We start from the raw sequence: 23,936 nt of genomic DNA, 5'->3' as shown, positions 1-23,936 counted from the left end.
ATCAGGCGGTGGCCGCCGGATGCTGGGTGCGGCTCACGTCGTACACCCCCGGCACATCACGCATGGCGCGCATCAGGGCGGGAAGCCCGGCGGCGTCCGGGAGTTGAAGGGTGTACGTGTGCCGTACGCGCTGTTCGCTGGGCGGCTCGACGGTGGCCGAGACGATGGCCGCGCCCTCGGTGGCGATGACCTCGGTGAGATCGGCCAGCAGGCGCGGGCGGCCGAAGGACTCCGCGATCAGAGTGACCCGGCATTCGGCGGCATCGCCCCAGCTCACCGCGATGGGCTCGCGGTCCAGGGCTCTCATGCGGGCCACGGCCGGACACTTCTCGCGGTGGACGGTCACGGCGCCGCCGCGTACCGCGAACCCGGTGACGGCGTCCGGCGGTACGGGCGTACAGCAGCCGGCGAGACGTACCGTCGCGTCCGGCAGATCGACGACGGCGTTCGCGGCCGCAGGCCGGTCGGCGGTGACGGGGGCGGGCCGGCGGATGGCGGTGGCGGGGACCTTCGTCCCCTCCGGATTCGCCTCGAGCCAGGCGGTGATGGCGATGCGCGCAGCGGGTGTGCGGGCATGGTCGAGCCAGTCGGGCGAAGGTCCGGATGCGGCGTCCTGGGCGAGGAGCAGATGCACTGTGTCGCCGTCGCTCAGCACCGTACTGAGCGTCGCCAGACGGCCGTTGACGCGTGCGCCGATACAGGCGTGCGCCTCTTCTCCGTACTGCGCGTACGCGGCGTCCACACAGCTCGCGCCGACGGGAAGTCCGAGCATGCCGCCGTCGGCGCGGAAGACGGTGATCTCCCGGTCCTGTGCCAGATCCGCACGCAGGGAGGACCAGAAAGTGTCGGGGTCGGGGGTGGACTGCTGCCACTCCAGGAGGCGGGAGAGCCAGCCGGGCCGGGTGGGGTCGGCTCGTTCGCCGTCGGCCGGTTCTGCCCCTTCGACGGGTTCCAGGGGTACGTATGGATTGCCGAGTGCGATCACTCCGGCCTCGGCGACCTTGTGCATCTGGTGCGTACGGATGAGGACTTCGGCGACCGCTCCTTCCGGTCCCGCGACAGCGGTGTGCAGCGACTGGTACAGGTTGAACTTGGGGGCGGCGATGAAGTCCTTGAACTCGGAGATCACCGGGGTGAAGCAGGTGTGCAGCTCACCCAGGACGCCGTAGCAGTCGGCGTCCTCGCCGACGAGCACCAGCAGCCTGCCGAAGTCCGTGCCACGCATCTCGCCACGCTTGCGCCGCGCCCGGTGGACGGAGACGAAGTGCCGTGGTCTGACGAGGACTTCGGCGGCGATGTCGGCGTCCCGCAGCACCGCCTTGAAGTCCTCCGCGGTGGCGGCGAGCGCATCACCCGCGCCGGTGTTCTCGGCGATGAGGGCGCGGGTGCGTTCGTACTCCTCCGGGTGGAGGATCGCGAAGACCAGGTCCTCCAGCTCGGTCTTGAGCGCCTGTACGCCGAGCCGTTCGGCGAGGGGGATGAGGACGTCGCGGGTGACCTTGGCGATACGAGCCTGTTTCTCGGGGCGCATGACGCCGAGCGTGCGCATGTTGTGCAGCCGGTCGGCGAGTTTGATCGACATCACGCGGACGTCGTTGCCGGTGGCGACGAGCATCTTGCGGAACGTCTCGGGCTCGGCGGCGGCGCCGTAGTCGACCTTCTCCAGTTTGGTGACGCCGTCGACGAGATAGCAGACCTCGGCGCCGAACTCCGTACGCACCTGATCGAGGGTCACCTCGGTGTCCTCGACGGTGTCGTGGAGGAGCGAGGCGGTCAACGTCGTGGTCTCGGCACCCAGTTCGGCGAGGATCAGCGTCACGGCGAGCGGATGCGTGATGTACGGCTCGCCGCTCTTGCGGAACTGTCCGCGGTGGGAGGACTCGGCCAGGACGTACGCCTTGCGCAGGATGGCGAGGTCGGCGTCGGGATGGTGTGCGCGGTGCGCGTCGGCGACATGGCCGATCGCGTCGGGCAGCCGGTCCCGGGCGGCAGGCCCGAGGAGCGCGGCGCGGCCCAGCCTGCGGAGGTCGATCCTGGGGCGGCCGCGCCTGCGGCTGTGGGCACCAGGGTTGGTGGCCTCTGCACTCATGGGGCACCTCCGGCAGCTTCGACCGGCGGTGGAAAGGGCAGGCGTGCACTCCGTGCCGGTGCTTGATGCTACCGAGCCCACCACGTGGCGCAGTCCGGCTCTCGCTCAGCGTGAAAGGGATCACCCATTCGAGCGAAGCTCTATGCGATCACGGTTTCGGTCACAGCGAGGAAGGCCGGTTCGATGTGACCCTCGGCGACGATGACGGCGGGGGCTGTCATCTCGATCTCGCCGTCGGGCCGTTCCGTGATCATCAGCCGTCCGCCGGGGAGATCCACGGTGTACGTGACCGGGGCGCCGGTGACCGAGGGGTCCGCGCCGTCCCTGCGGGCGGCCGCCACGGCGACTGCGCACGCACCCGTGCCGCAGGAGCGGGTCTCGCCGGAGCCGCGCTCGTGCACGCGCATGGCGACATGGCGCTCGCCGCGGTCGACGACGAACTCGACGTTCACGCCGTCCGGGTAGACCGACGCCGGACTGAAGGCCGGTACGGAGAGCAGATCGCCTGCGTGGTCCAGGTCGTCGACAAAGGCAACCGCGTGCGGGTTGCCCATGTTGACGTTGCGGGCGGGCCAGCTGCGGCCGTCGACGGTGACTGTGACGCCGTCCTCGGGAAAGAGCGCGCGCCCCATGGAGACGGTGATGTCGCCCTCCTTGGTGAGGTGCACCTTCTTGACGCCGCCGCGGGTCGCCACGGCCAGGTCGCCCGCCTCGGCATGGCCCGCTCGCTCGAGGTAGCGGGCGAAGACGCGTACGCCGTTGCCGCACATCTCGGCGATCGACCCGTCGGCGTTGCGGTAGTCCATGAACCACTCGGCCTCGTCGGCCATGTCACGCGCCTCGGGGTGCGCCGCGGACCGCACGACATGCAGCAATCCGTCGCCGCCGATGCCGGCCCGGCGGTCGCAGAGCCTGGCGACAGCTGATGCGGGCAGGTCGATGGCGTTGTCCGGGTCGGGGACGATCACGAAGTCGTTCTCGGTCCCATGGCCCTTGAGGAAGGCGATCGGCGAGGTCTGCGGAGTGCTCACGCCGTCCATCGTACGAGGACGGCCGGGCGGACAGTTCAGCGGAGGCGTGCCACGCGCCAGACGGCGAGCGCGACGATCGCCACGCCCACGCCGACGTACAGGGCGATGACCCGCCAGTCGGGGCGCTCCCCGGAGCCGCGGGCCGGCAGTCCGGGCCAGGTGTGGCCCACGCGGCGGGCTGCCATCACGCCCCAGCCGGCGGCGCAGCAGCTGATCAGCAGTCCCAGCATGGCGACGACCGCTCCGCCGTCGCCCGTGCCGAAGGCGAGAGGGAAGGCGAACATCAGGGAGCCGATCGCGGCGAGCGTCACGATGGGGGCGAGCTGCCAGATCCGCAGCCTGCGCTGCGGGCGCAGTTCGACCTCGACCTCGTCCGCGATCACGTCCTGCTCGTCAGGCCCGTCCGGACTCAGACGGGACGCGCTGTCCGCTGCGTCACGCCTTTCCTGTTCTCTGTCGCGAGGGCCGGCCTCCATCGCCACGCGCCCTCCCAATTCGGACTCCACGTCGATCGATGCTCGATGATGGCACGCTCCAGGGCGCCGAAATGACTGGCAGAGCGTCCCGATGCCATCACGTGATCAGGCTGTGACCGCTCGTTCGACCAACGCCAGCGCCAGGTGCGGAAGTTCCGCCCTGTGCTGGGCGGCGCCGCTCAGCCAGTGCACCCGCGGGTCCCGCCGGAACCAGGAGTCCTGGCGGCGCGCGAAGCGCTTCGTGGCGCGCACGGTCTCCTCGCGCGCCTCCTGGTCCGTGCACTCCCCCGCGAGCGCCGTGAGCACCTGCTGGTAGCCGAGTGCACGTGAGGCTGTGCGCCCCTCGCGCAGACCTTGCGCCTCCAGCGCACGCACTTCGTCGACGAGACCCGCCTCCCACATCCGGTCGACCCGCAGCGCAATGCGCTCGTCGAGCTCGGGGCGTGCGACGTCGACGCCGATCTGGACGGTGTCGTACACGGCGTCATGGCCGGGGAGATTGGCAGTGAAGGGCTTGCCGGTGATCTCGATGACCTCGAGCGCCCGGACGATGCGGCGGCCGTTGCTGGGCAGGATCGCGCTGCCGGCCTCGGGGTCGGCGGTGGCGAGCCGGGCGTGCAGCGCACCTGAGCCGTGCCGCGTCAGCTCCTCCTCGAGCCGGGCACGGATCTCTGGGTCGGTGCCGGGGAATTCGAGGGCGTCGATGGCACCGCGTACGTAGAGCCCGGAGCCACCGACGAGCACGGGTGTACGCCCTTCGGCGAGCAGCCGGTCGATCTCCGCCCTGGCCAGCCTCTGATACTCGGCGACGCTCGCGGCCTCGGTGACGTCCCAGATGTCCAGGAGCCGGTGCGGGACGCCACCGCGCTCGTCGGTCGTCAGCTTGGCGGTACCGATGTCCATCCCTCGGTAGAGCTGCATGGAGTCGGCGTTGACGACTTCACCGCCCAACCGCTGGGCCAGAAAAACGCCCAGATCGGACTTTCCGGCCGCGGTGGGACCGACGATGGCGATGACCCGCGGTGCGGGAGCTGCACTTCTCACTGCCCCAGTCTCGCAAACCCGCGGGCATGTCCCCGAACGAGCGAGGTGACGGCACAGGGGCGGGTTCGTTGCCTGTTGCGAGGTTCCGAACGCCGGTTTTTGGGCCGGTGCCCGCGGGCGGCGCAATGGGACGCCCCGGGCGGCGCGGAACTTCGCCCACACGAGTAGGCTATGGAGCAGATATGGGCGTTTTTTCACGATTTCGTCGTAAGTCCAAGACGACTGTCGAGGCGTCAACCGAGGAGGCGGCTGTCAGCACTCTGACAGCCGAGTCCCCGGTTGAGGCGGATTCCGATTCCGAAGCGTCGAAGGACGCGGCGGCCGAGGTCACCGAAGCCGAAGAGGCTGAGGTCGCCGAGGCGGCCGAGGCCACGGCGGCCGAAGGCGTGGAGATTCCGAAGCAGCAGTCGGCCGAGGAGGCGGCGGACAACGAAGCCGGAGAGGGCGCCCGCAAGTAGTCCCCGGCGAGGGAACACGAGGGAAGGTGACCCATGGGCTTCAAGGACACGCTGAAAGCCAAGCTCGCCCCGGCCAAGGACAAGGTCTCTGACCTCGCGCATCAGCACGGTGGCAAGATCGAGCACGGTCTGGAGAGAGCCGCCAAGACGGTCGATCAAAAGACCAAGGGCAAGTACAGCAGCAAGATCGAGACTGGCACCGGCAAAGCCAAGAACGCCCTGGGCCGAATCGCCCACAAGGACGATGGCACGACGCCTCCGGCTTCCTGACATCACCGGCGGGCGGCCGCGGAGCGAAGAGTTCCGCGGCCGCCCGCCGATGTACGTCCGCTCGACGTCCTCGTTACGTCACGCCTCTACATCCTCGTCACGTCCGCCACGACGGGCGGTTTGCGGCTCCGGGTCCGCTACGACGGGACGGCTCTACGTCCGCTAGGACCAGGCGGCGACGAAGTAGCCGACGCCGTACGGGGCATCCTCGTACAGCAGCTGTCCGGCCAGTCCCGCGTTCTCCGCGGCTCCCGCGAGCACCTGCCACGGAGCGCGGCCCGCCGCCTTGAGTTCGTACGCCAGTGACTCGTCCAGCGCCTTGAGCGCCTCGACATCGGCGGAGCCCAGCGCACGGGCGGCCTGTCCGTCGAAGTCCGCGGCCCGCTCGTCGAGATAGCCGGGGGCCTTGAGCGTGCGGCAGGCGCTGCCGTCACCCATCACCAGCAGCGCGACGCGGTCCGCCCTGGCGGCCAGTTCCCGTCCGACAGCCACGCAGCGCTCACCGGCGAGCTGCTCGCCGACACCGAGGCCCTCCACCGGGGCGTCCGCCCACCGGGCGCGGGTGAGCAACCAGGCGCCGACGGCCAGCGAGGGCGGCAGCGGCCGCTCCTGGACCTCGCCCGCTCCTAGCCGTACGTCGAGGTCCACGCCGAACCCGTGGAAGGATCCGGTCGCGCCCGCGAGGTGCGGGCCGCGGCCGTCCTGCTCGGCAGGTCCCAGCACGACGAGCAGATCGGGCCGTGCGGCGGCGAGCACCCCGAGCACATCGGCGCACGCGGTCCGCGCGGTGTCGAGTTCCGGGGCGGCCCCGGCGGCGACGTCCGGGACCAGCAGCGGCGGACAGGGGCAGACGGCTGCGGCGACAAGCATGATCGCCAGCGTAGTCCGTACTCAGTCCGTCGCTCCGGCCGGCGGGCCTTCCAGCGGGCTGTCCGCCTTCCGCGGGTGTCCGTCAGTCGCAGCCGCACCCGGGCGCCTGAGCCGCCGGCAGCGGCTCGGGTGCGCCGATCTTCGGCAGGCCCAGCATCACGCCGGCCGGCTTCGCGGCCGCCGCGGCATTGCGCTTCTCCCAGGCGTCGCCCGCCCGGGTAGGACGTACGGAGTGCACAGCGCCCTCGGCGAGCAGGTGGTGCGGCGCGGCATAGGTGATCTCGACAGTCACCACATCGCCCGGGCGCACTTCCTCGTCCGGCTTGGTGAAGTGCACCAGGCGGTTGTCGGGGGCGCGCCCCGAAAGGCGGTGGGTGGCGCCGTCCTTGCGGCCCTCGCCCTCGGCGACCATGACCTCCAGCGTCCGGCCGACCTGCCTCTTGTTCTCCTCCCAGGAAATCTCCTCCTGGAGGTCGACCAGGCGCAGATAGCGCTCCTGGACGACCTCCTTGGAGATCTGCCCCTCCATGGTGGCCGCCGGGGTGCCGGGGCGCTTGGAGTACTGGAAGGTGAAGGCGTTCGCGAAACGCGCCTCGCGCACCGCGTGCATCGTCTGCTCGAAGTCCTCCTCGGTCTCGCCGGGGAAGCCCACGATGATGTCGGTGGAGATGGCGGCGTGCGGAATGGCCGCGCGCACCTTCTCGATGATTCCGAGGAAACGCTCCTGCCGGTACGAGCGGCGCATCGCCTTCAGGATCGTGTCCGAACCCGACTGCAGCGGCATGTGCAGCTGCGGCATGACGTTCGGGGTCTCGGCCATCGCGGCGATCACGTCGTCCGTGAAGTCGCGCGGGTGCGGCGAGGTGAAGCGGACCCGCTCCAGACCGTCGATCTTTCCGCAGGCGCGCAGCAGCTTGGAGAACGCCTCGCGGTCGCCGATGTCGGAGCCGTACGCATTGACGTTCTGGCCGAGCAGGGTGATCTCGGAAACGCCCTCGGCGACAAGCGCCTCCACCTCGGCCAGGATGTCGCCGGGCCGGCGGTCCTTCTCCTTGCCCCGCAGCGCCGGGACGATGCAGAAGGTGCAGGTGTTGTTGCAGCCGACCGAGATGGAGACCCACGCCGCATAGGCGGACTCACGGCGGGTCGGCAGCGTCGAGGGAAAGGCCTCGAGCGACTCCGCGATCTCGACCTGCGCCTCTTCCTGGATACGGGCGCGCTCCAGCAGCACCGGCAGCTTGCCGATGTTGTGCGTACCGAAGACGACGTCCACCCACGGCGCCTTGGTCACGATGGTGTCGCGGTCCTTCTGGGCCAGGCAGCCGCCGACGGCGATCTGCATCCCGGGCCGCTTGGTCTTCATCGGCGCGAGCCGGCCGAGATTGCCGTACAGCTTGTTGTCGGCGTTCTCCCGCACCGCGCAGGTGTTGAAGACGACGACATCGGCGTCACCGTCGGCGCCCTCGGGCGCGCGCACATAGCCTGCGTCCTCCAGCAGGCCCGACAGCCGCTCGGAGTCGTGGACGTTCATCTGGCACCCGTAGGTGCGCACCTCGTAAGTTTTCGCACTCATCGCGCCCACCAGGGTACGGGGTCGTACCGACGCTCCGCCCCTCCCTTCCGTGAGGGAGGGCCTGGCCATTACAGGGAGTGAGCTGGCAGGATCGCGGCCATGTTCCCGGCCCTGTCCCGCATCAGCCGCCGCCGTGCCCTCCAGGGGTCGGCCGCTGCCCTGGTGGTGTTCGGGCTGCTGCTGTGGTGGCTGCTGCCCTTCGGCGCCACCTCTCCGCGCGGGACGCTGACCTTCAGCACCGGTTCGCAGAGCGGCGTCTATCAGCGGTACGGCGTGCTGCTGAAGGACGCACTCGCCCATGACCTGCCGGATGTGAAGATCGATCTGCGGACCAGTGAGGGCTCGCAGCAGAATCTCGCGCGGGTGGCCGCAGGCGAGGCCGACTTCACCATCGCCACGGCCGACGCCGTCGCCAAGTACAAGCGGGACGGCAAGCCGGGCGCCGCCCGGCTGCGCGGCTGTGCCCGGCTGTACGACGACTATGTGCAGCTCATCGTGCCGCGCGGCTCGCCGGTGATGTCGGTCCGCGATCTGCACGACAAGCGGGTGGGCATCGGGCAGGAGGGGTCGGGTGTGCGGCTGGTCGCCGAGCGGCTGCTGAGGGCCTCAGGGATCGACCCGACGCGGGACATCACTCCGGTCCCGGCCGGAATCGACACGGTGCCCGGGCGGCTCGAAGCCGGCGAGCTCGATGCCTTCTTCTGGTCGGGCGGCCTGCCGACGGCGGCCATCGAAGAGCTGTCCGCGCGCTTCCAGATCCGGCTGGTCCCGCTGGAGGCCGATCTCGTCGAGAAGCTGCACGCCACAGGCGAGTCGACCAGCTACTACCGCTCCGCGGTGATGCCCGCCGACGCCTATCTCCAGGCGCAGAGCGGCGTGCCAGTGCCGACCGTGGCGGTGGCGAATCTGCTGGTCACCACGGACCGGATGGATCCGGCGATGACCGAGGGCTTCACCCGTACGGTGATCAACAGCCGGGACCGTATCGGCAATACGGTGCACCCTGCCCAGCTGGTGGATCTGCGGACCGCGGTCTACACGGATCCGCTGCCGCTGCACGAAGGCGCCCAGCGCTACTACCGCTCGGTCAAGCCGTAGCCCTGGCTGGGCGGCCGTCATCGTCGCCCGGTCAGGCCGTCGATACCGCCCGGTCAGGCCGTAGGAGACGTACGCGGGACAGTGACGGTCACCCGCAGTCCGCGCGGCTCGTGATGCGCATACGCGATCGAGCCGCCGCCCGCCGTCAACAGCGCGCGCGAGATGGACAGGCCCAGGCCAGAGCCCTTGACGTTCTGGTGGCGGCCGCTGCGCCAGAAGCGGTCGCCGATTCGGGCCAGCTCCTCGTCGGTCAGACCCGGACCACCGTCGGTGATCACCACCGTGGAGCTCTCACCGTTGGAGGCGACCGAGACCGTGACCTCCTCGCCCTGGGGCGTGAACTTCAGGGCATTGTCGATCACCGCGTCCAGTGCGCTGGACAGCGCGACCGGATCGGCCCAGGCGGTGACCGCGGCGCCGTGTCCGGTCAGCCGGACGCCCTTCTCCTCGGCGAGGGGGCGCCAGGCCGCGACCCGCTCGGCGGCCAGTTCGCCGATATCGGTGAGCTGAAGATCCGCGGAGGCGTGCTCGGCCAGCGCCAGGTCCAGCAGGTCGTCGAGGACCTGGGCGAGGCGCTTGCCCTCGGTGCGGACCGAGGCGATCTCCTCGTTGCCCGCAGGGAGTTCGAGTGCGAGGAGTTCGATCCGGAGCAGCAGTGCGGCGAGCGGGTTGCGCAGCTGGTGGGAGGCGTCGGCGACGAACGCCCGCTGCTGTTCGAGGACTTCTTCGACATTGTCGGCCATCTCGTTGAACGAACGGGCCAGGCGCCGGAGTTCCGGAGGTCCGCTCGCCGCCGCGACACGTGAGTTCATCTGCCCGGTCGCGATGTCGTGGGTGGCCGCGTCCAGGATGCGTACCGGCCGCAGCACCCAGCCCGTGAGGCGGAAGGCGGCGCCGACGGCCAGCAGCATCGCCGCGCCCTCGCCTGCCGCGATCAGCAGCCACCCCTGCAGCACGCGTGAACGCAGCTGGCCGGTGGGCGAGTCCGTGAACACCACGGCCACGACGTCCCCGTCCCGTACGACCGGTGAGGCGACGACGAGCCGGCCGCCCTGCTGCCACGGCCAGACCTGCGGCGGGTCATGGCTGCGCCGCCCCGACAGCGCCTCTTCGAAGGCCTGTCGGCCCTGGCCACTCAGCGGCACGGACCAGGTCTCGGGGGCGCGTGCCATGGCGTCGCTGTCGCGGTAGAAGACGCCCGCACTGATGCCGTAGGTGTCGTGGTATCGGTCGAGCTGCTCCTGGAGCGTGGAGCGCCGCTCGTCGGCACCCGAGCGATCGGTGACGAACTGCGCGAGCGCCGCGAAGCGCACCGTGTCGTCGATCCGGTCGACGACGACCCGCTGCTGCTGTGCGGCGGCCACGCTCACGGCGAGCGGGAAGCCGAGCGCGAGCAGCACGCCCGCCATGAGGACGATGAGCAGCGGAAGAAGTCGGGTACGCACAGGGAGTTACGGGCCTTACGCGCCGACGGGAACGACGAGGCGGTAGCCGACGCCGCGCACGGTCTCGATCAGGGCGGGCATGCGGAGCTTGGAGCGCAGGGACGCCACATGCACCTCGAGCGTGCGGCCGGTCCCTTCCCAACTGGTCCGCCACACCTCGCTGATGATCTGCTCCCGGCGGAAGACGACGCCCGGCCGCTGCGCGAGCAGGGCCAGCAGGTCGAACTCCTTGCGGGTCAGCTGCACCGTCGCACCGTCGACACTCACGCGGCGGGTGGGCAGTTCGATGACGACCGGGCCGAGCCGCAGCGCATGATCGGCGGTGGCCGTAGCAGCTTCGTCTCCGGGCGCGGTACGCCGGCTGACGGCGTGGATGCGCGCGAGCAGCTCACCGGTGTCGTACGGCTTGACGACATAGTCGTCGGCCCCGAGGTTGAGCCCGTGTATCCGGGATCTGACGTCGGCCCGCGCGGTCACCATGATCACAGGGATCGAAGTGAGCTTCCTGATCTTGCCACAGACCTGGTAGCCGTCCTGGTCGGGCAGCCCCAGATCCAGCAGTACGACCCCGAAAGGCGGCTTGTGCGGATGCGTCGCGGGCAGCACGGCCTGCAGCGCCTCCTCGCCGTTGCGAGCGTGCACCACTTCGAAGCCGTGCCTTGCGAGCACGGCGGAGAGGGCGGCGGCGACATGGTCGTCGTCCTCGACGAGCAGCAGTCTCATGGCCCCCCTCCGGTCGTGCGGTCTTGTTCGATGTACCTGGGCATCAAGGCCGATTGTCGCCCAGACAGTCAAGAGGCACCCGTTACATGGCGGTTTCCGTTACCCACCCGGTACGCCGATCACCTCCCCGTTCACGCATAGTGTCCGGTTGCAGCCGGATCGTTATCCTCAATTTCCGCTCAGATGTAATGACGCTGGTCGCACTAGGTGAATAGGGTCCTGCCAACCGAGGAGGACGGAGCAAGAAGCCGATGAGCGGAGTTTCAGTGACCAAGGGCGCCGAGGACGCTGTGCCCACCGCGGGCGACCTGGTCGTGCTGAGCAACGTCAACAAGCACTTCGGCGCGCTGCATGTGCTCCAGGACATCGACCTGACCATCGCCCGTGGCGAGGTCGTGGTTGTCATCGGGCCCTCCGGGTCCGGGAAGTCCACGCTGTGCCGCACGATCAACCGCTTGGAGACGATCGACTCAGGTGCGATCTCGATCGACGGCAAGCCGCTGCCCGATGAGGGCAGGGAGCTGGCCAGGCTGCGTGCCGACGTGGGGATGGTCTTCCAGTCGTTCAACCTCTTCGCGCACAAGACGGTGCTCGAGAACGTGATGCTGGGCCAGCTCAAGGTCCGCAAGATGGACAAGAAGGCTGCCGAGGAGAAGGCGCGCGCCCTGCTCGACCGGGTCGGCGTGGCCACGCAGGCGGACAAGTACCCGTCCCAGCTCTCCGGTGGTCAGCAGCAACGTGTCGCCATCGCACGGGCGTTGGCGATGGATCCCAAGGTGATGCTCTTCGACGAGCCGACCTCCGCGCTCGACCCCGAGATGATCAACGAGGTGCTGGAGGTCATGCAGCAGCTCGCCCGGGACGGCATGACCATGGTCGTCGTCACCCATGAGATGGGATTCGCGCGCTCGGCCGCCAACCGGGTCGTGTTCATGGCCGACGGCAAGATCGTCGAAGAGGCCACGCCCGACAACTTCTTCAGCAACCCGCGCAGTGACCGCGCCAAGGACTTCCTGTCGAAGATCCTGCACCACTGAGTCCCGGATCAGCTGATCACCCACATCGCGTCAACCCAGGGGAAAGTCACCATGAAGCTTCGCAAGGTCACCGCCGCTTCGGCCGCTGTGCTCGCACTCGCGCTGGCCGCCACCGCCTGCGGCTCCAATGACAAGGACAGCGACTCGGCCGGCGGCAAGAAGATCACGATCGGCATCAAGATCGACCAGCCGGGCATCGGCCTGAAGACGCCCGACGGCAAGTACACCGGCTTCGACGTCGACGTCGCCACGTACATCGCCAAGGAGCTCGGCTACGACGCCAAGAACATCACCTTCAAGGAGACGAAGAGCGCCGACCGCGAGACGGCGATCGAGCGCGGTGACGTCAAGTTCATCGCCGCCTCCTACTCGATCAACGACAAGCGTCTGGCCAAGGTCGACTTCGCCGGTCCCTACCTGCTGGCCCACCAGGACATCCTGGTCCGCGCCGACGACGACTCGATCAAGTCCCCGGCGGACCTGAACAACAAGAAGCTGTGCTCGGTCACCGGCTCGACCTCCGCGACGAACGTCAAGGAGAAGCTCGCCCCGAAGGCTCAGCTGCAGGTGTACGGCGGCTACTCCGAGTGCCTGACCGGCCTGGAGAACAAGGTCATTGACGCGCTGACCACCGACGACTCCATCCTCGCCGGTTACGCCTCGCAGGACTCGGCCAAGGGCAAGTTCAAGCTGGCCGGCTTCAAGCTGAGCAACGAGAACTACGGCATCGGCCTGAAGAAGGGCGACGCCGACCTGAAGAAGAAGATCGACGCGGCCCTTACCAAGATGGTCTCGGACGGCTCCTGGGAGAAGGCCGTGAAGGCCAACTTCGGTCCGGCGAACTACAAGAACGAGACCGCCCCGAAGATCGGCAACATCGTCAAGTAGTGAAGCAGGGCTGACGAGGTGCGCCGCCGCTGATGGCGGCGCGCCGGGCCCTCCCCACACGCGGAAGCGCGGGAGATCGTGTTCGACTTTCTTGAAGGTTACGACCTACTGGGGGCCTTCTGGGTAACGGTGCAACTCGCCGTCTACTCCGCCCTCGGTTCCCTGATATGGGGAACGCTATTGGCCGGCATGCGGGTCAGCCCGGTCCCCCTGATGCGCGGTTTCGGAACCACTTATGTGAACGTGGTCCGGAACATCCCCCTGACCGTCATCATCCTCTTCACCTCGCTGGGCCTGTTCCAGACGCTGAGCGTCACCCTCGGGGCGGAGGACTTCGAGACGATCAACTTCAGGCTGGCGGTGCTCGGTCTGATCGCTTACACCTCCGCCTTCGTGTGCGAGGCGTTGCGGTCGGGCATCAACACGGTCCCCACCGGCCAGGCGGAGGCAGCACGTGCCCTCGGGCTGAGCTTCACCCAGGTGTTGCGGATGATCATCCTCCCGCAGGCCTTCCGCTCGGTCGTCAACCCGCTGGCCAATGTGCTGATCGCCCTGACCAAGAACACCACGGTGGCCGCCGCGATCGGTGTCCTCGAGGCCGCGAACCTGATGAAGACCATGATCGAGGCTGAGGCCCAACTCATCCTGATCTCAGCTGTCTTCGCGTTCGGATTCATCTGCCTCACCCTCCCGACCGGACTGATCCTCGGCTGGGTGAGCAAGAAGGTGGCGGTGAAGCGATGACGTCCGTCCTCTATGACGCACAGGGGCCGCGCGCCAAGCAGCGCAACATCCTGTACACGGCGTTGTTCCTGCTCGCCCTCGCGGGCGTGCTGTGGTGGGTGTACGACAGCCTCAGCTCCAAGCACCAGCTCGACTGGATCAAGTGGAAGCCGTTCTTCACCAGCAGCCAGCCGTGGGAGACGTACCTCTGGCCGGGGCTTGAGAACACGCTCATCGCCGCGGGCCTCGCCCTGGTGATCGCACTGCCCCTCGGAGCGCTGTTCGGCATCGGCCGGCTCTCCGATCACCTGTGGGTGCGCATGCCGTCCGGCATCGTCGTGGAGTTCTTCCGCGCCATCCCGGTGCTGGTCCTGATGATCTTCGCGAACGCGGCGTACTCCCAGTTCGACAACATCAGTGCCGACCAGCGTCCCCTGTACGCCGTGGTCACAGGTCTCGTCCTCTACAACGCCTCGGTGCTCGCCGAGATCGTACGGGCCGGAATCCTGTCCCTCCCCCGGGGCCAGACCGACGCGGCCAAAGCGATCGGTATGCGCAAGGGCCAGACGATGCGGTACGTGCTGCTGCCGCAGTCGGTGACCGCCATGCTGCCCGCCATCGTCAGTCAGATCGTGGTCATCGTGAAGGACACAGCCCTCGGCGGCGCGGTGCTGACCTACTCCGAACTGCTGGCATCCGCTCGTCCGATGAGCGCCAACTACGGTGCGAACACCATCGCGTGTTTCACCGTCATCGCCCTGATCTACATCGCGGTGAACTTCACGCTCACCTCGTTCGCGAGCTGGCTGGAGGGCCGTCTGCGACGCGGCAAGAAGAGCACGGGTGCGGTCGTGGGCCCCGGAACCATCGAGGAGACTGCGGCCCCGATCTCGGTGTCGGGTGACTTCAAGTCCGGCGCCGGAGGCGGCGGCATCTGACGGTTCGGATCCACAGGCTCCACGGGGGCGGCGGCGCGGGTTGCGTCGCCGCCCCCGTCACTTGACGAGGGCACCCGCAATAGGTTGCATACGTTCTGTGATCGCGCACCGGGCTCCCCTCTCACCTTCCCGCACGACCCTTCGGGCCCGAGGAGTCACGCCGTGGACCCGGTGATCATCGTCGGCGCCGGGCCGGTCGGGCTCGCGCTCTCGCTGGCCCTTGCCACGCAAGGTGTCCCTTCCGTCGTACTCGACGAGGGCACGGACAAGGACGAGCCGCGCCCCGCACGCACGGTCGTACTGCGATCCGACACGGCGGCCATGGTGGAACGGCTCGGCTGCGCCACAGTCCGTGCCGAAGGAGCCCGCTGGACCGGCTGGCGCTCGATGCGGCGCAAGCAGGACGTACGGCAGCTCGTACTCGGCGACGGCGGCGCTCCCGCGCCGCTGCACATCCCCCAGCACGCGCTCACGCGCGGACTGCGGAACGCCGTCGCCGGGCAGCAGCTGGTCCGGCTCGTCACCGACAGTCGTCTGGACTCGCTGGAGCAGGACGCGAGCGGGATCAGCGTGCACACCCGCGGGCCCGGGGCGACCTGGTGGCGCGGAAGCCATCTGGTCGGCTGTGACGGTGCCAGGTCGACGGTCCGCAAGCTGCTGGGCATCCGCTTCCCGGGGCGTACGGCGGTGGAACGGCATGCCGTCGCAGCCCTGCGTACCGAACTTCCCTGGCCCGACGAGGCGTTGCTGCACCGCCAGCCGCCGTGGCGCACGGGCGGCGACGAGGTCACGGCCCGCCCGCTGCCGGACGGCGTCTGGCGTCTTGACTGGCTGCTGCCGCCCCGCGGTGAACTGGTCACCCCCGACACCCTGGTGGCGCGGTTGCGGGACACCCTGGCCGGCTGGTGCGGTGAGACACCTCCGTACGAACTGCTCGACACCGGCGTCTACACCCTGCACCACCGGCTCGCCCGGCGCTGGCGTGTGGACCGGGCCTTCCTCGCGGGCGATGCCGCCCATCTGCTCGGCGCGCTCGGCACCCAGGGCCTCGACGAAGGGCTGCGGGACGCCGACAACCTGGCGTGGAAGCTGGCGCACATCTGGCACCACGGCGCGTCCGAGCCGCTGCTCGACAGCTATCAGGCGGAGCGGCGCGCCGCCGTCGCCGCGCGGCTGCGCGCCGCCGACCAGTCGCTGCCGATACTGCGCGGCGGCAGCGCGCTGCGTACGTACTTCCCGGGCAGCGCGCGCGGGCACGACACCCTCCTCACCGACGGCCATCTGGGGCACGGCCCACTGGGTGCGCCCCCCGTTTACACGTACTCCCCCCTCGCACCTGAGTACGCCGACGCGCAGACGCTCGTCGGCACGGAGGCGGGCGCGCCGGTCGCCGATGTACGGGTGACCGTGCCCGACGGGGCCAGCGCACGCCTGCGGGACAGGCTGGGGCAGGGGCAGTTGCTGGTGGTGCTGGTCGCGCCGGGTACGGGGGTGTGGGACCGGCGGCACTGGGTGAGCGCGGGCGTGATGCCGCGGCTGGCGGCGGCGGTCACGGCGCTGCCGGTGCGGGCGGAGCTGCTGGTGACGGAGAGCTACCCGGGCGCGTCCGCGCACACCGTGCTGCTGGTGCGGCCCGACGGGCACCTGGTCGCGTCGTTCACGGGGGTGCGGCCTGCGGAGCTGTACGCGGCGGCGGACGCGGCGCGTGGCGGCGCTCCCTCAGCGGTACGCAGGGACCGCACTGCGGACATCAATTGACCCTCGAGGGTCGACATGGTGTACTCCGGAGCGTGACTGACACCAATGTGCGCCTGTGGCGGAGGGTCCATATGGACCTCGTCCGCTATGCGGGCTGCGTGTGTCGTCCGTCCTGCTGAATTCGCCTTCCTCGCGCGCTGTGGCCTGCTGAGCCCGCGTGCTCTCCCGCGAACTTCCAGGACGGTTTCCATGTCCCAGCCTGTCTCTGCCCCTGTGGCCACCCGTGACTCGAGCGCGCCAACCGCCGCCGAGCTGCTCGACTTCGTGCGGCGCTGCGCCGCCGACAACGACCTCATCGCCTCGCTCCCACTCGATCCCGAGGGCCGTACCTGGGTACGGCTCGAGGGTCCGGGCGGCAGTGAGGCGTGGCTGATCGGCTGGCCGCCGGGCACCGGGACCGGCTGGCACGACCACGCCGAATCGTTCGGCGCGTTCGCCACGGCCGCGGGCGAGCTGAAGGAGAACGCCCTCGCCGTGCGGCTGCCCGCGAGCGGATGGAAGACCCTGGAACTGAACGAGGGGGTCGACCGCGAGCGGCAGTTGGCGGCGGGCAAAAGCCGGGCCTTCGGTACACACCATGTGCACGAGGTGCTGAACGAGTCGTCCGCCGAGCATGCCGTATCGGTCCATGCGTACTATCCGCCGCTGCCGCTGATCCGGCGCTTCAGCCGGTCCGGCGCGGTGCTCCGTCTTGAGCATGTCGAGCGTCCGGAGGACTGGCAGTGAGCGAGCGGATCGGGATCGACGAGCTTCTGGAGCGGGTGCGGGAGGACCTGGACCGGGTAGAGCCGAAGGAGGCCTTCGAGGCGGCCGCGGACGGGGCGCTGCTGGTGGACATCCGGTACGCGGCGCTGCGCGAGCGGGACGGGCTGATTCCTGGTGCGCTGGTCGTCGAACGCAATGAGCTGGAGTGGCGGCTGGACCCGCAGGGCAGCCACCGTGCGCCGGAGGCGGTAAGTCACGATCTGCGGGTCGTGGTGATCTGCAATGAGGGCTACGCGTCGTCTCTCGCGGCCGTGTCCTTGCGGCAGTTGGGCATCCATCGCGCGACGGACCTGGTCGGCGGCTTCCAGGCCTGGAAGACCGCGGGCCTGCCGGTCGAGCCGTAAGTACGTCGGGAGCGGGCCGGTCCTGCGGTCCTGCTTGGCGGTGGCCGACTCGGTGGCGCGAGCATGCCGCTGGGGTGGGGGCGGCGCCAGGACGCGGGCCGGGGCTCGCGTCCAGGAGCTGGCATGTCCGGGAGCCGGCGCGGGCGGTGGTGCCCCAGCTGCGGGCGCGGCGTAGGCGCACCCCTGGACGCACCCCCCGGCGCGGGCGCACCGTAAACCCAGCCCTGGACGGCACCCTCGGCGCGGGCGCGGCGTAGGCGCAGCCCACGGCGCAGGCGCAGCCCTGGTCGCACCCCTGGTGCGGGCGCACCGAAGGGTCAGCCCTGGTCGCACCCCCTGGCGCGGGCGCAACGCAAGCCCAGCCCTGGACTGCACCCTCGGCGCGGGCGTGGCGTAGGCGCAGCCCACGGCGCAGGCGCAGCTGGACGCACCCTGGTGCGGGCGCACCGTAGGCTCAGCCCTGGCCGGACCCCTGGTGCGGGCGCACTGCAAGCCCAGGCGCGCAGCCCGCGGCGGCCGCGCTAGAAGCCGTCGCCCGCCACGTCGTCCGTGTCCTCGCCCTCTTCTTCCAGGGCGCGCTTGACCACCCGGAGGGCCGTGCCCTCCGGGTACCCCTTGCGGGCGAGCATGCCGGCCAGCCGGCGCAGACGACGGTCGCGGTCGAGGCCGCGGGTGGAGCGGAGTTTGCGGGCGACCAGTTCGCGGGCGGTCTCCTCCTCCTGCTCGGGGTCGAGCTGCCCGACCGCCTCGTCGATCAGCGCGGAGTCCACGCCCTTGGTACGCAGCTCCCGCGCAAGAGCGCGCCGGGCGAGGCCCCGGCCGTGGTGCCGGGACTCCACCCATGCGTCCGCGAAAGCCGCGTCGTTGATCAGGCCCACGTCCTCGAAGCGTGAGAGGACCTCCTCGGCCACCTCCGAGGGGATCTCACGCTTGTGCAGCGCGTCCGCGAGTTGCTTGCGCGTGCGCGGGGTCCCGGTGAGCAGGCGCAGACAGATCGCCCGCGCCCGCTCGGCCGGATCCTGGGGTGGCGGCTCCCCCTTCTCGGCCCTCGACGAGAAGGGGGGGCCGCTGTCCGGGTCCGGCCAGTCCGTTCGCCGTGCCACGGGTCAGCTCTTGGTCGCCGAGGCCTTGGTCGCCTTGGTGGCTTTCGCCGCCGGGGCGGGCACCTTCGCCGCGTCCTCGGCGCCCGCGGCACCTGCTGCGTCCGCGCCCGGCTCGGCCGTCGGAGCCTCCGGCTTGACGCCGACGCCCAGCTTCTCCTTGATCTTCTTCTCGATCTCATTGGCGAGATCGGGGTTGTCCTTCAGGAAGTTACGGGCGTTCTCCTTGCCCTGGCCCAGCTGGTCGCCTTCGTACGTGTACCAGGCGCCCGCCTTCCGTACGAAGCCGTTCTCCACGCCCATGTCGATCAGGCCGCCCTCGCGGCTGATGCCCTGGCCGTACAGGATGTCGAACTCGGCCTGCTTGAAGGGCGGCGCGACCTTGTTCTTGACGACCTTGACGCGGGTGCGGTTGCCGACCGCGTCCGTGCCGTCCTTCAGGGTCTCGATACGACGGATGTCGAGCCGCACCGAGGCGTAGAACTTCAGTGCCCGGCCACCGGTCGTGGTCTCCGGCGAGCCGAACATCACACCGATCTTCTCGCGGAGCTGGTTGATGAAGATCGCGGTGGTCTTGGACTGGTTCAGCGCGCTGGTGATCTTCCGGAGCGCCTGGCTCATCAGCCGCGCCTGCAGACCGACGTGCGAGTCGCCCATCTCGCCCTCGATTTCCGCGCGCGGCACCAGCGCCGCGACGGAGTCGATGACGATCAGGTCGAGGGCGCCGGAGCGGATGAGCATGTCGACGATCTCGAGCGCCTGCTCGCCGTTGTCCGGCTGGGACAGGATCAGGTTGTCGATGTCGACGCCCAGCTTCTTCGCGTACTCGGGGTCGAGGGCGTGCTCGGCGTCGATGAAGGCCACCGAACCGCCCGCCTTCTGGGCGTTGGCCACGGCGTGCAGCGTGAGGGTGGTCTTACCGGAGGATTCCGGTCCGTACACCTCCACCACGCGGCCGCGCGGTAGGCCGCCGACGCCGAGCGCGACGTCGAGCGCGGTCGACCCGGTGGGGATGACCTCGATGGGCTCGTTCGGCCGCTCGCCCAGGCGCATCACCGCGCCCTTGCCGAATTGCCGTTCAATCTGTGCGAGCGCGGCGTCGAGCGCCTTCTCGCGGTCGGTTCCTGCCATGGGTTCCACCCGATTTGCTTGAGTCGATCGCTTCACGTCAAAGACGCTAACCCCTGCCACTGACAATGGGCGCCGACGTCCTTCCAGCCTGTGGATAACTCTCGGAAACCGAGGGCCGGAATCCCATAAGAATGGATGTTCGATTTTGGTGTCAAGCGCACCACCCGGCACACCGGTCGGCCCGCCGAACCGCGCATCACACGGCTCGTCGCCCGGCTCGTCACGCAAGCCGGTGCCTTCCGGCACAGGGCGACCCGCCCCTCCCGTCTCCGACGGCCGGGAGTCCTGCTTCAGGCCCCGTCGTCGGTGTCCGCTCCGGCATTCCGCCCGCCTGCGCCGGCGACCGGAGCGTTACGACCCTTTCGCAGCACGTGCCACACCCGCGCGAACGTCCTTCCGTCGCGCAGCCGGTGGCCATGCACACGCGGATCGTCGGTCACGGCGTACCGCTTCACATACGCGCCGAGGAACGCCTGGAGGGTGGCCACCGCCGGGATCGCGATCAGCGCGCCGACCGCTCCCAGCAGCGCTGTGCCCGCGACAACCGAGCCGAAGGCCACCGCCGGGTGTATGTCGACGGTCTTCGAGGTGAGCTTGGGCTGCAGCACATAGTTCTCGAACTGCTGGTAGATCACGACGAATCCGAGCACCCACAACGCGTACCAGGGGTTGACGGTGAAGGCGATCAGCATCGGCAACGCGCCCGCCAGATACGTACCGATGGTCGGGATGAACTGCGAGACCAGACCGACCCAGACCGCGAGCGCCGGGGCGTACGGCACACCCAGGATCTCCAGCAGGATGTAGTGCGCGACGCCGGAGATCAGAGCCATCAAGCCGCGCGAGTAGAGGTAGCCGCCGGTCTTGTCGACCGCGATCTCCCAGGCGCGCAGCACCTCGGTCTGCTTGGCCGGCGGCAGTACGGAGCAGATCGCGCGGCGCAGCCGGGGCCCGTCGGCCGCGAAGTAGAACGAGAACAGGAAGATCGTCAGCAGCTTGAACAGCCCGCCGAGCACGGTGGCGGAGATGTCCAGCACTCCGCTCGCGCTGTTCTGGACGTACTTCCGCAGCCAGTCCGAGCGCAGCAGGCTGTCCTGGACCTCCACCCGGGAGAGCTCGGTGTGGAAGGTGTCGTTGATCCAGCGGATCACCGAGTCGAGGTACTTGGGGAAGTCCTCGACCATGTCGACGATCTGGCCCGCCAGCATCGAGCCGAGCAGCACGATGAAGCCGGCACCCGCGATCAGTACGGCGAAGAAGACCAGGAAGGTGGCGAGGCCGCGGCGCATGCCGCGCGCTGCCATCCGGCCGACCGCCGGTTCGATCGCCAGCGCCAGGAAGAAGGCGATCAGGATATTGATCAGCAGCCCGATGAGCTGGTGGAAGGCCCAGCTGCCGAGCTGGAAGCAGGCGAAGAGCGCCAGCGCGAGCACCATGGCACGCGGCAGCCAGCGGGGCATACGGCCGGAGCCACCGGGGCCGCCCTCAGGTGCGGGAGGCGGCACGGTCGGTGGGGTCGTGTCCTGAGCGGCTATGCCTTCGGCGGCTATGCCCTCGGCAGGCACGTCCTGGTCGGGCATGTCCTCAGCGGTCATGTCCTGGTTGGGCACGTCCTCAGCGGTCATGTCCTGGTCGGTCTTGTCGGTCGGGGCCACGCGGCCAGTGTCGCCCATGACTGCCGGGGGTAATCGGCCGCCCCGTGTCTCACCGCTCCTCCCACCGATTTCCGGCCGCTCGTCCCGTCGCTCGCGTGACCATGCGCCGCACCGCTCGCCTCAGCGTTTGTCCACGGGGATTCCGACGGCGGCGCAGACTCCGCGCCACACATCCTTCGTCTCCCAGCCGGCGGCCAGCGCCTCATGGACCGTACGGCCCCCGAGCTCGGCCATCACATGGTCGCGCGCGAAGGAATCGGCGTACGCCTGACCGAAGTGGTCCGCCATCCGCTCCCAGAAAATCGTCAACCGCATGACCTCAGTATCCCGCCCCTGGGGGTGCAGCCGCGTCCGTCCCTCTTGCCGAAAGGCCTTTCCGCCCTACGGTCAGAACATGGCTGGAACCGGAGCAACCCCCGCGTCCTCGCTCGCGTCCCCCCTCGCCCGCGCCGAGCACTTCATCTGGCTGACGGCCCGGGTGCTGGAACAGCGGCGGTTCGCGTACCACTTCCTCGTCGGCGGCTCGGACACCGTCGAGACAGCTCTGGCCGCGTACCTCAACGAGGACGGCGGTTACGGCCACGCCCTCGAACCCGATCTCCGCGGCCCCGTCAGCCAGCCGCTGCACACGGCTCACGCCCTGCGCATCCTCGACTCCATCGGCCGCTGCGGCGGACTGCGCGTGGAGCGGATGTGCCGTTACCTCACGGAGGTGTCGACGCACGACGGGGCACTGCCCGCGATCCACCCGTCCCAGCGCGGCTATCCGTCCGCGCCCTTCATCCCCATCGTCGACGACCCGCCGAGCGAGCTGCTCGCGACGGGTCCCGTGGTGGGGCTGCTGCACCGTAATCAGGTGTGGCACGCCTGGCTGTTCCGGGCCACGGACTTCTGCTGGGCCGCCGTCGACGCGCTGGAGAAGTCCCATCCGTATGAGATCGAGGCCGCCTTGGCCTTCCTGGACGGCGCCCCGGACCGCTCGCGCGCCGAGGCCGCGGCGGGCCGACTCGGCCGGCTGGTGCGCGAGCAGCGCCTGGCGGTGCTGGATCCGGAGCGACTCGACGAGTACCCGGTCGCGCCTGGCTACGCGCCGCAGGAGCATCACTTCCCGCACGACTACGCCCGTACGCCACAGTCACTCGCCCGCCGCTGGTTCACGGACGAGGAGATGGCGCGTTCGCTCGAGCATCTCGCGGAAGAGCAGCGCGAGGACGGCGGCTGGCCCGTCAACTGGCGCCAGTGGGCACCCGGCACAGCCCTGGAGTCGCGGCCGATCATGACGATCGAGGCGCTGCGGACGCTACGGGCGCACGGTCGCGCCATCGGCTGACGCGACCGGCCGCCGTCGTTTGCCCCTCCGTGTGGTCAGCCCCCGAGTGCGCGCACGCCCGCCGTGACCGCCACCGCCGCCCCGACGACCACCAGGAAGGGGGCGCGCAGGACCAGTGCGAGCGCTGCCGCCGCAAGGCCCGCGGCCCGTGCGTCGAGGACGAGGGAGTTGTCGGCGCTGAAGGTCTGCTGCGCGGTGAGCGCGGCCAGCAGGGCGACGGGCAGCAGGGCGGCCAGCCGCTGGACCAGGGGCCGCTCGAGGGCGTCGGCCGGGACGAGCAGGCCGACCAGCTTCACGAGGTAGCAGCCGACGGCGGTCGCCGCGATCGCGATCCAGATGCTCAACGGTCCTCGCCCTTCGCGCTGTCTGCCTTCTTGCCGTGTGTCGTCATGCTGTCTGTCTTTGTGCTGTCGGCGAACGTGCTGTCGCTCTTCGTGCCGTCGGCGATCGTGCGGCCCTTGAACCAGAGGACGGCGGGCGCGGCCAGCGCGGCGACCAGCACCGGCACTCCGGCGGGCAGCACCGGCAGGAACCCGAGCCCCAGGATCACCGCCAGTCCTGCGACAGCCCGCTCGGTCGTCGTCCGCAGCATGGGCGCGAGGAGCGCGAGGAAGACCGCAGGTCCTGCGGCGTCCAGCCCCCAGGCGGCGGTGTCGCCGATGGCTTCGGCGCCGAGCGCCCCCAGGAGCGTGGTGAGGTTCCACAGCACATACAGGGTCAGCCCGGTGACGGTGAAGCCGAGGCGCACGGCGCGCCGCGTGGGCTGGGCGAGGGCGACAGCCGTGGTCTCGTCGATGACCCAGTGCGCCGCGAAGGGGCGTACGAAGCGGGGCAGGGCGAGCAGCTGGGACAGCCGGAGCCCGTAGAACGCGTTGCGTACGCCGAGGAAGAAGGCGCCCGCGGCGGCGGCGAGCGGATTGCCGCCGGCCGCGATCGCACCGACCAGCGCGAACTGCGAGGCACCGGTGAAGACCAGCAGGCTGAGCGCACATGTCTGCAGCAGGCTGAGGCCGGATCCTGCGGAGGTCACGCCGAAGGCGAAGCCGGACAGGCCGACGGCGATGCCGACGCCGAGCGCGTCGCGCACGACGGCCGAGTCCGGCTTGGACACGGGCTCCGCGGTGGTGCGTATCTCTGATGAGGCCATCGTGTGAATCTCTGGGGGAGCTGTCTGTTCTGCCACGACGGGG

26 protein-coding genes are annotated in these 23,936 nt (G+C 69.7%); 12 read left to right on the top strand and 14 right to left on the bottom strand.

What is annotated here, in order from left to right:
- Nucleotide 1 precedes the first annotated feature (1 nt).
- From ACFWDI_RS13560 to miaA, 4 genes are all read right to left on the bottom strand, one after another.
- Nucleotides 2-2,089: a RelA/SpoT family protein gene (locus ACFWDI_RS13560; RefSeq protein ID WP_385303643.1), complete on the bottom strand. Its 2,088-nt coding sequence runs from the start codon at nt 2,087-2,089 to the stop codon at nt 2-4.
- Between the two features lie 140 nt (nt 2,090-2,229).
- Nucleotides 2,230-3,129, bottom strand: coding sequence for a diaminopimelate epimerase (gene dapF, locus ACFWDI_RS13555; protein WP_385303641.1), 900 nt, complete (start codon nt 3,127-3,129; stop codon nt 2,230-2,232).
- Between the two features lie 26 nt (nt 3,130-3,155).
- On the bottom strand, nt 3,156-3,503 hold the full coding sequence (locus ACFWDI_RS13550) for a hypothetical protein (protein WP_385303638.1): 348 nt from the start codon (nt 3,501-3,503) through the stop codon (nt 3,156-3,158).
- 198 nt (nt 3,504-3,701) lie between these two features.
- The gene (gene miaA, locus ACFWDI_RS13545; protein ID WP_385303636.1) at nt 3,702-4,640 is read right to left on the bottom strand and encodes a tRNA (adenosine(37)-N6)-dimethylallyltransferase MiaA; all 939 of its coding nucleotides are present in this window, start codon (nt 4,638-4,640) and stop codon (nt 3,702-3,704) included.
- A gap of 182 nt (nt 4,641-4,822) precedes the next feature.
- Here miaA and ACFWDI_RS13540 point away from each other — a divergent pair, with 182 nt between their 5' ends.
- Together ACFWDI_RS13540 and ACFWDI_RS13535 are read left to right on the top strand one after the other, a co-directional pair.
- On the top strand, nt 4,823-5,098 hold the full coding sequence (locus ACFWDI_RS13540) for a hypothetical protein (protein WP_385303635.1): 276 nt from the start codon (nt 4,823-4,825) through the stop codon (nt 5,096-5,098).
- 33 nt (nt 5,099-5,131) lie between these two features.
- Nucleotides 5,132-5,368: an antitoxin gene (locus ACFWDI_RS13535; protein ID WP_385303633.1), complete on the top strand. Its 237-nt coding sequence runs from the start codon at nt 5,132-5,134 to the stop codon at nt 5,366-5,368.
- Between the two features lie 162 nt (nt 5,369-5,530).
- Here the strand turns inward: ACFWDI_RS13535 and ACFWDI_RS13530 are convergent, their stop codons facing one another.
- Entirely contained in the window at nt 5,531-6,238 is a 708-nt protein-coding gene (locus ACFWDI_RS13530) for a class III extradiol dioxygenase subunit B-like domain-containing protein (protein WP_385303632.1), read from the bottom strand.
- Between the two features lie 82 nt (nt 6,239-6,320).
- The gene (gene miaB / locus ACFWDI_RS13525; RefSeq protein WP_385303630.1) at nt 6,321-7,811 is read right to left on the bottom strand and encodes a tRNA (N6-isopentenyl adenosine(37)-C2)-methylthiotransferase MiaB; all 1,491 of its coding nucleotides are present in this window, start codon (nt 7,809-7,811) and stop codon (nt 6,321-6,323) included.
- A gap of 99 nt (nt 7,812-7,910) precedes the next feature.
- Here miaB and ACFWDI_RS13520 point away from each other — a divergent pair, with 99 nt between their 5' ends.
- The gene (locus ACFWDI_RS13520) at nt 7,911-8,909 is read left to right on the top strand and encodes a TAXI family TRAP transporter solute-binding subunit (RefSeq protein WP_385303628.1); all 999 of its coding nucleotides are present in this window, start codon (nt 7,911-7,913) and stop codon (nt 8,907-8,909) included.
- A 53-nt stretch (nt 8,910-8,962) separates the two neighbouring features.
- Here the strand turns inward: ACFWDI_RS13520 and ACFWDI_RS13515 are convergent, their stop codons facing one another.
- Together ACFWDI_RS13515 and ACFWDI_RS13510 are read right to left on the bottom strand one after the other, a co-directional pair.
- Complete coding sequence (locus ACFWDI_RS13515) at nt 8,963-10,354, bottom strand: sensor histidine kinase (RefSeq protein ID WP_385303627.1); 1,392 nt, start codon at nt 10,352-10,354, stop codon at nt 8,963-8,965.
- 15 nt (nt 10,355-10,369) lie between these two features.
- Complete coding sequence (locus ACFWDI_RS13510) at nt 10,370-11,077, bottom strand: response regulator transcription factor (RefSeq protein WP_385303625.1); 708 nt, start codon at nt 11,075-11,077, stop codon at nt 10,370-10,372.
- A gap of 251 nt (nt 11,078-11,328) precedes the next feature.
- Here ACFWDI_RS13510 and ACFWDI_RS13505 point away from each other — a divergent pair, with 251 nt between their 5' ends.
- The 8 genes from ACFWDI_RS13505 (at nt 11,329) to ACFWDI_RS13470 (ending at nt 17,530) form a co-directional block, all read left to right on the top strand.
- A complete protein-coding gene (locus ACFWDI_RS13505; protein ID WP_385303623.1) occupies nt 11,329-12,114 on the top strand; it encodes an amino acid ABC transporter ATP-binding protein in 786 nt (261 codons plus the stop codon).
- A gap of 51 nt (nt 12,115-12,165) precedes the next feature.
- Nucleotides 12,166-13,002 carry a glutamate ABC transporter substrate-binding protein gene (locus ACFWDI_RS13500; RefSeq protein ID WP_385303622.1) on the top strand — a complete coding sequence of 279 codons (837 nt, stop codon included), beginning with the start codon at nt 12,166-12,168 and terminating at the stop codon, nt 13,000-13,002.
- Nucleotides 13,003-13,080: 78 nt separating this feature from the next.
- A complete protein-coding gene (locus ACFWDI_RS13495; protein WP_327326459.1) occupies nt 13,081-13,746 on the top strand; it encodes an amino acid ABC transporter permease in 666 nt (221 codons plus the stop codon).
- Nucleotides 13,743-14,663: an amino acid ABC transporter permease gene (locus ACFWDI_RS13490; RefSeq protein ID WP_385303620.1), complete on the top strand. Its 921-nt coding sequence runs from the start codon at nt 13,743-13,745 to the stop codon at nt 14,661-14,663. The genes ACFWDI_RS13495 and ACFWDI_RS13490 overlap by 4 nt, the downstream gene beginning before the upstream one ends.
- A gap of 162 nt (nt 14,664-14,825) precedes the next feature.
- Nucleotides 14,826-16,421, top strand: coding sequence for an FAD-dependent monooxygenase (locus ACFWDI_RS13485; protein WP_385303619.1), 1,596 nt, complete (start codon nt 14,826-14,828; stop codon nt 16,419-16,421).
- Nucleotides 16,422-16,492: 71 nt separating this feature from the next.
- Nucleotides 16,493-16,540 carry a hypothetical protein gene (locus tag ACFWDI_RS13480; protein ID WP_309506048.1) on the top strand — a complete coding sequence of 16 codons (48 nt, stop codon included), beginning with the start codon at nt 16,493-16,495 and terminating at the stop codon, nt 16,538-16,540.
- 70 nt (nt 16,541-16,610) lie between these two features.
- The gene (locus ACFWDI_RS13475; RefSeq protein WP_385303617.1) at nt 16,611-17,147 is read left to right on the top strand and encodes a cysteine dioxygenase; all 537 of its coding nucleotides are present in this window, start codon (nt 16,611-16,613) and stop codon (nt 17,145-17,147) included.
- Nucleotides 17,144-17,530, top strand: coding sequence for a rhodanese-like domain-containing protein (locus ACFWDI_RS13470; protein WP_385303616.1), 387 nt, complete (start codon nt 17,144-17,146; stop codon nt 17,528-17,530). The genes ACFWDI_RS13475 and ACFWDI_RS13470 overlap by 4 nt, the downstream gene beginning before the upstream one ends.
- A 521-nt stretch (nt 17,531-18,051) precedes the next feature.
- On the opposite strand, the gene recX is transcribed toward ACFWDI_RS13470, so the two are convergent.
- From recX to ACFWDI_RS13450, 4 genes are all read right to left on the bottom strand, one after another.
- Nucleotides 18,052-18,633 (bottom strand): recombination regulator RecX, encoded by a 582-nt coding sequence (recX, locus tag ACFWDI_RS13465; protein WP_385303615.1) that lies wholly within the window; start codon nt 18,631-18,633, stop codon nt 18,052-18,054.
- Between the two features lie 3 nt (nt 18,634-18,636).
- Nucleotides 18,637-19,761, bottom strand: coding sequence for a recombinase RecA (gene recA, locus ACFWDI_RS13460; RefSeq protein ID WP_326653017.1), 1,125 nt, complete (start codon nt 19,759-19,761; stop codon nt 18,637-18,639).
- Nucleotides 19,762-20,051: 290 nt separating this feature from the next.
- Nucleotides 20,052-21,221 carry an AI-2E family transporter gene (locus tag ACFWDI_RS13455; RefSeq protein ID WP_385303780.1) on the bottom strand — a complete coding sequence of 390 codons (1,170 nt, stop codon included), beginning with the start codon at nt 21,219-21,221 and terminating at the stop codon, nt 20,052-20,054.
- A gap of 315 nt (nt 21,222-21,536) precedes the next feature.
- Nucleotides 21,537-21,731, bottom strand: coding sequence for a DUF3046 domain-containing protein (locus tag ACFWDI_RS13450; RefSeq protein ID WP_327326452.1), 195 nt, complete (start codon nt 21,729-21,731; stop codon nt 21,537-21,539).
- 79 nt (nt 21,732-21,810) lie between these two features.
- Between ACFWDI_RS13450 and ACFWDI_RS13445 the strand changes: the two genes are divergently transcribed.
- A complete protein-coding gene (locus tag ACFWDI_RS13445) occupies nt 21,811-22,746 on the top strand; it encodes a hypothetical protein (RefSeq protein WP_385303614.1) in 936 nt (311 codons plus the stop codon).
- Between the two features lie 35 nt (nt 22,747-22,781).
- Here the strand turns inward: ACFWDI_RS13445 and ACFWDI_RS13440 are convergent, their stop codons facing one another.
- Both ACFWDI_RS13440 and ACFWDI_RS13435 read right to left on the bottom strand, forming a co-directional pair.
- Complete coding sequence (locus ACFWDI_RS13440) at nt 22,782-23,090, bottom strand: AzlD domain-containing protein (RefSeq protein WP_327326450.1); 309 nt, start codon at nt 23,088-23,090, stop codon at nt 22,782-22,784.
- On the bottom strand, nt 23,087-23,929 hold the full coding sequence (locus ACFWDI_RS13435) for an AzlC family ABC transporter permease (RefSeq protein ID WP_385303612.1): 843 nt from the start codon (nt 23,927-23,929) through the stop codon (nt 23,087-23,089). The genes ACFWDI_RS13440 and ACFWDI_RS13435 overlap by 4 nt, the downstream gene beginning before the upstream one ends.
- Between the last annotated feature and the right edge of the window lie 7 nt (nt 23,930-23,936).

Source organism: Streptomyces sp. NPDC060064 (assembly GCF_042736455.1).
Lineage (GTDB): Bacteria > Actinomycetota > Actinomycetes > Streptomycetales > Streptomycetaceae > Streptomyces.
This window is presented reverse-complemented; position numbering and strand designations above follow the sequence as displayed.

What these genes read in the sequence shown, in the direction of transcription:
- recA (WP_326653017.1), bottom strand. Translation starts at nt 19,761, where the DNA reads ATGGCAGGAACCGACCGCGAGAAGGCGCTCGACGCCGCGCTCGCACAG.
- ACFWDI_RS13535 (WP_385303633.1), top strand. Translation starts at nt 5,132, where the DNA reads ATGGGCTTCAAGGACACGCTGAAAGCCAAGCTCGCCCCGGCCAAGGAC.
- ACFWDI_RS13540 (WP_385303635.1), top strand. Translation starts at nt 4,823, where the DNA reads ATGGGCGTTTTTTCACGATTTCGTCGTAAGTCCAAGACGACTGTCGAG.
- miaB (WP_385303630.1), bottom strand. Translation starts at nt 7,811, where the DNA reads ATGAGTGCGAAAACTTACGAGGTGCGCACCTACGGGTGCCAGATGAAC.
- dapF (WP_385303641.1), bottom strand. Translation starts at nt 3,129, where the DNA reads ATGGACGGCGTGAGCACTCCGCAGACCTCGCCGATCGCCTTCCTCAAG.
- ACFWDI_RS13520 (WP_385303628.1), top strand. Translation starts at nt 7,911, where the DNA reads ATGTTCCCGGCCCTGTCCCGCATCAGCCGCCGCCGTGCCCTCCAGGGG.
- ACFWDI_RS13560 (WP_385303643.1), bottom strand. Translation starts at nt 2,089, where the DNA reads ATGAGTGCAGAGGCCACCAACCCTGGTGCCCACAGCCGCAGGCGCGGC.
- ACFWDI_RS13455 (WP_385303780.1), bottom strand. Translation starts at nt 21,221, where the DNA reads ATGCCCCGCTGGCTGCCGCGTGCCATGGTGCTCGCGCTGGCGCTCTTC.
- ACFWDI_RS13530 (WP_385303632.1), bottom strand. Translation starts at nt 6,238, where the DNA reads ATGCTTGTCGCCGCAGCCGTCTGCCCCTGTCCGCCGCTGCTGGTCCCG.
- ACFWDI_RS13510 (WP_385303625.1), bottom strand. Translation starts at nt 11,077, where the DNA reads ATGAGACTGCTGCTCGTCGAGGACGACGACCATGTCGCCGCCGCCCTC.
- ACFWDI_RS13500 (WP_385303622.1), top strand. Translation starts at nt 12,166, where the DNA reads ATGAAGCTTCGCAAGGTCACCGCCGCTTCGGCCGCTGTGCTCGCACTC.
- ACFWDI_RS13490 (WP_385303620.1), top strand. Translation starts at nt 13,743, where the DNA reads ATGACGTCCGTCCTCTATGACGCACAGGGGCCGCGCGCCAAGCAGCGC.
- ACFWDI_RS13505 (WP_385303623.1), top strand. Translation starts at nt 11,329, where the DNA reads ATGAGCGGAGTTTCAGTGACCAAGGGCGCCGAGGACGCTGTGCCCACC.
- ACFWDI_RS13445 (WP_385303614.1), top strand. Translation starts at nt 21,811, where the DNA reads ATGGCTGGAACCGGAGCAACCCCCGCGTCCTCGCTCGCGTCCCCCCTC.
- ACFWDI_RS13450 (WP_327326452.1), bottom strand. Translation starts at nt 21,731, where the DNA reads ATGCGGTTGACGATTTTCTGGGAGCGGATGGCGGACCACTTCGGTCAG.
- ACFWDI_RS13475 (WP_385303617.1), top strand. Translation starts at nt 16,611, where the DNA reads ATGTCCCAGCCTGTCTCTGCCCCTGTGGCCACCCGTGACTCGAGCGCG.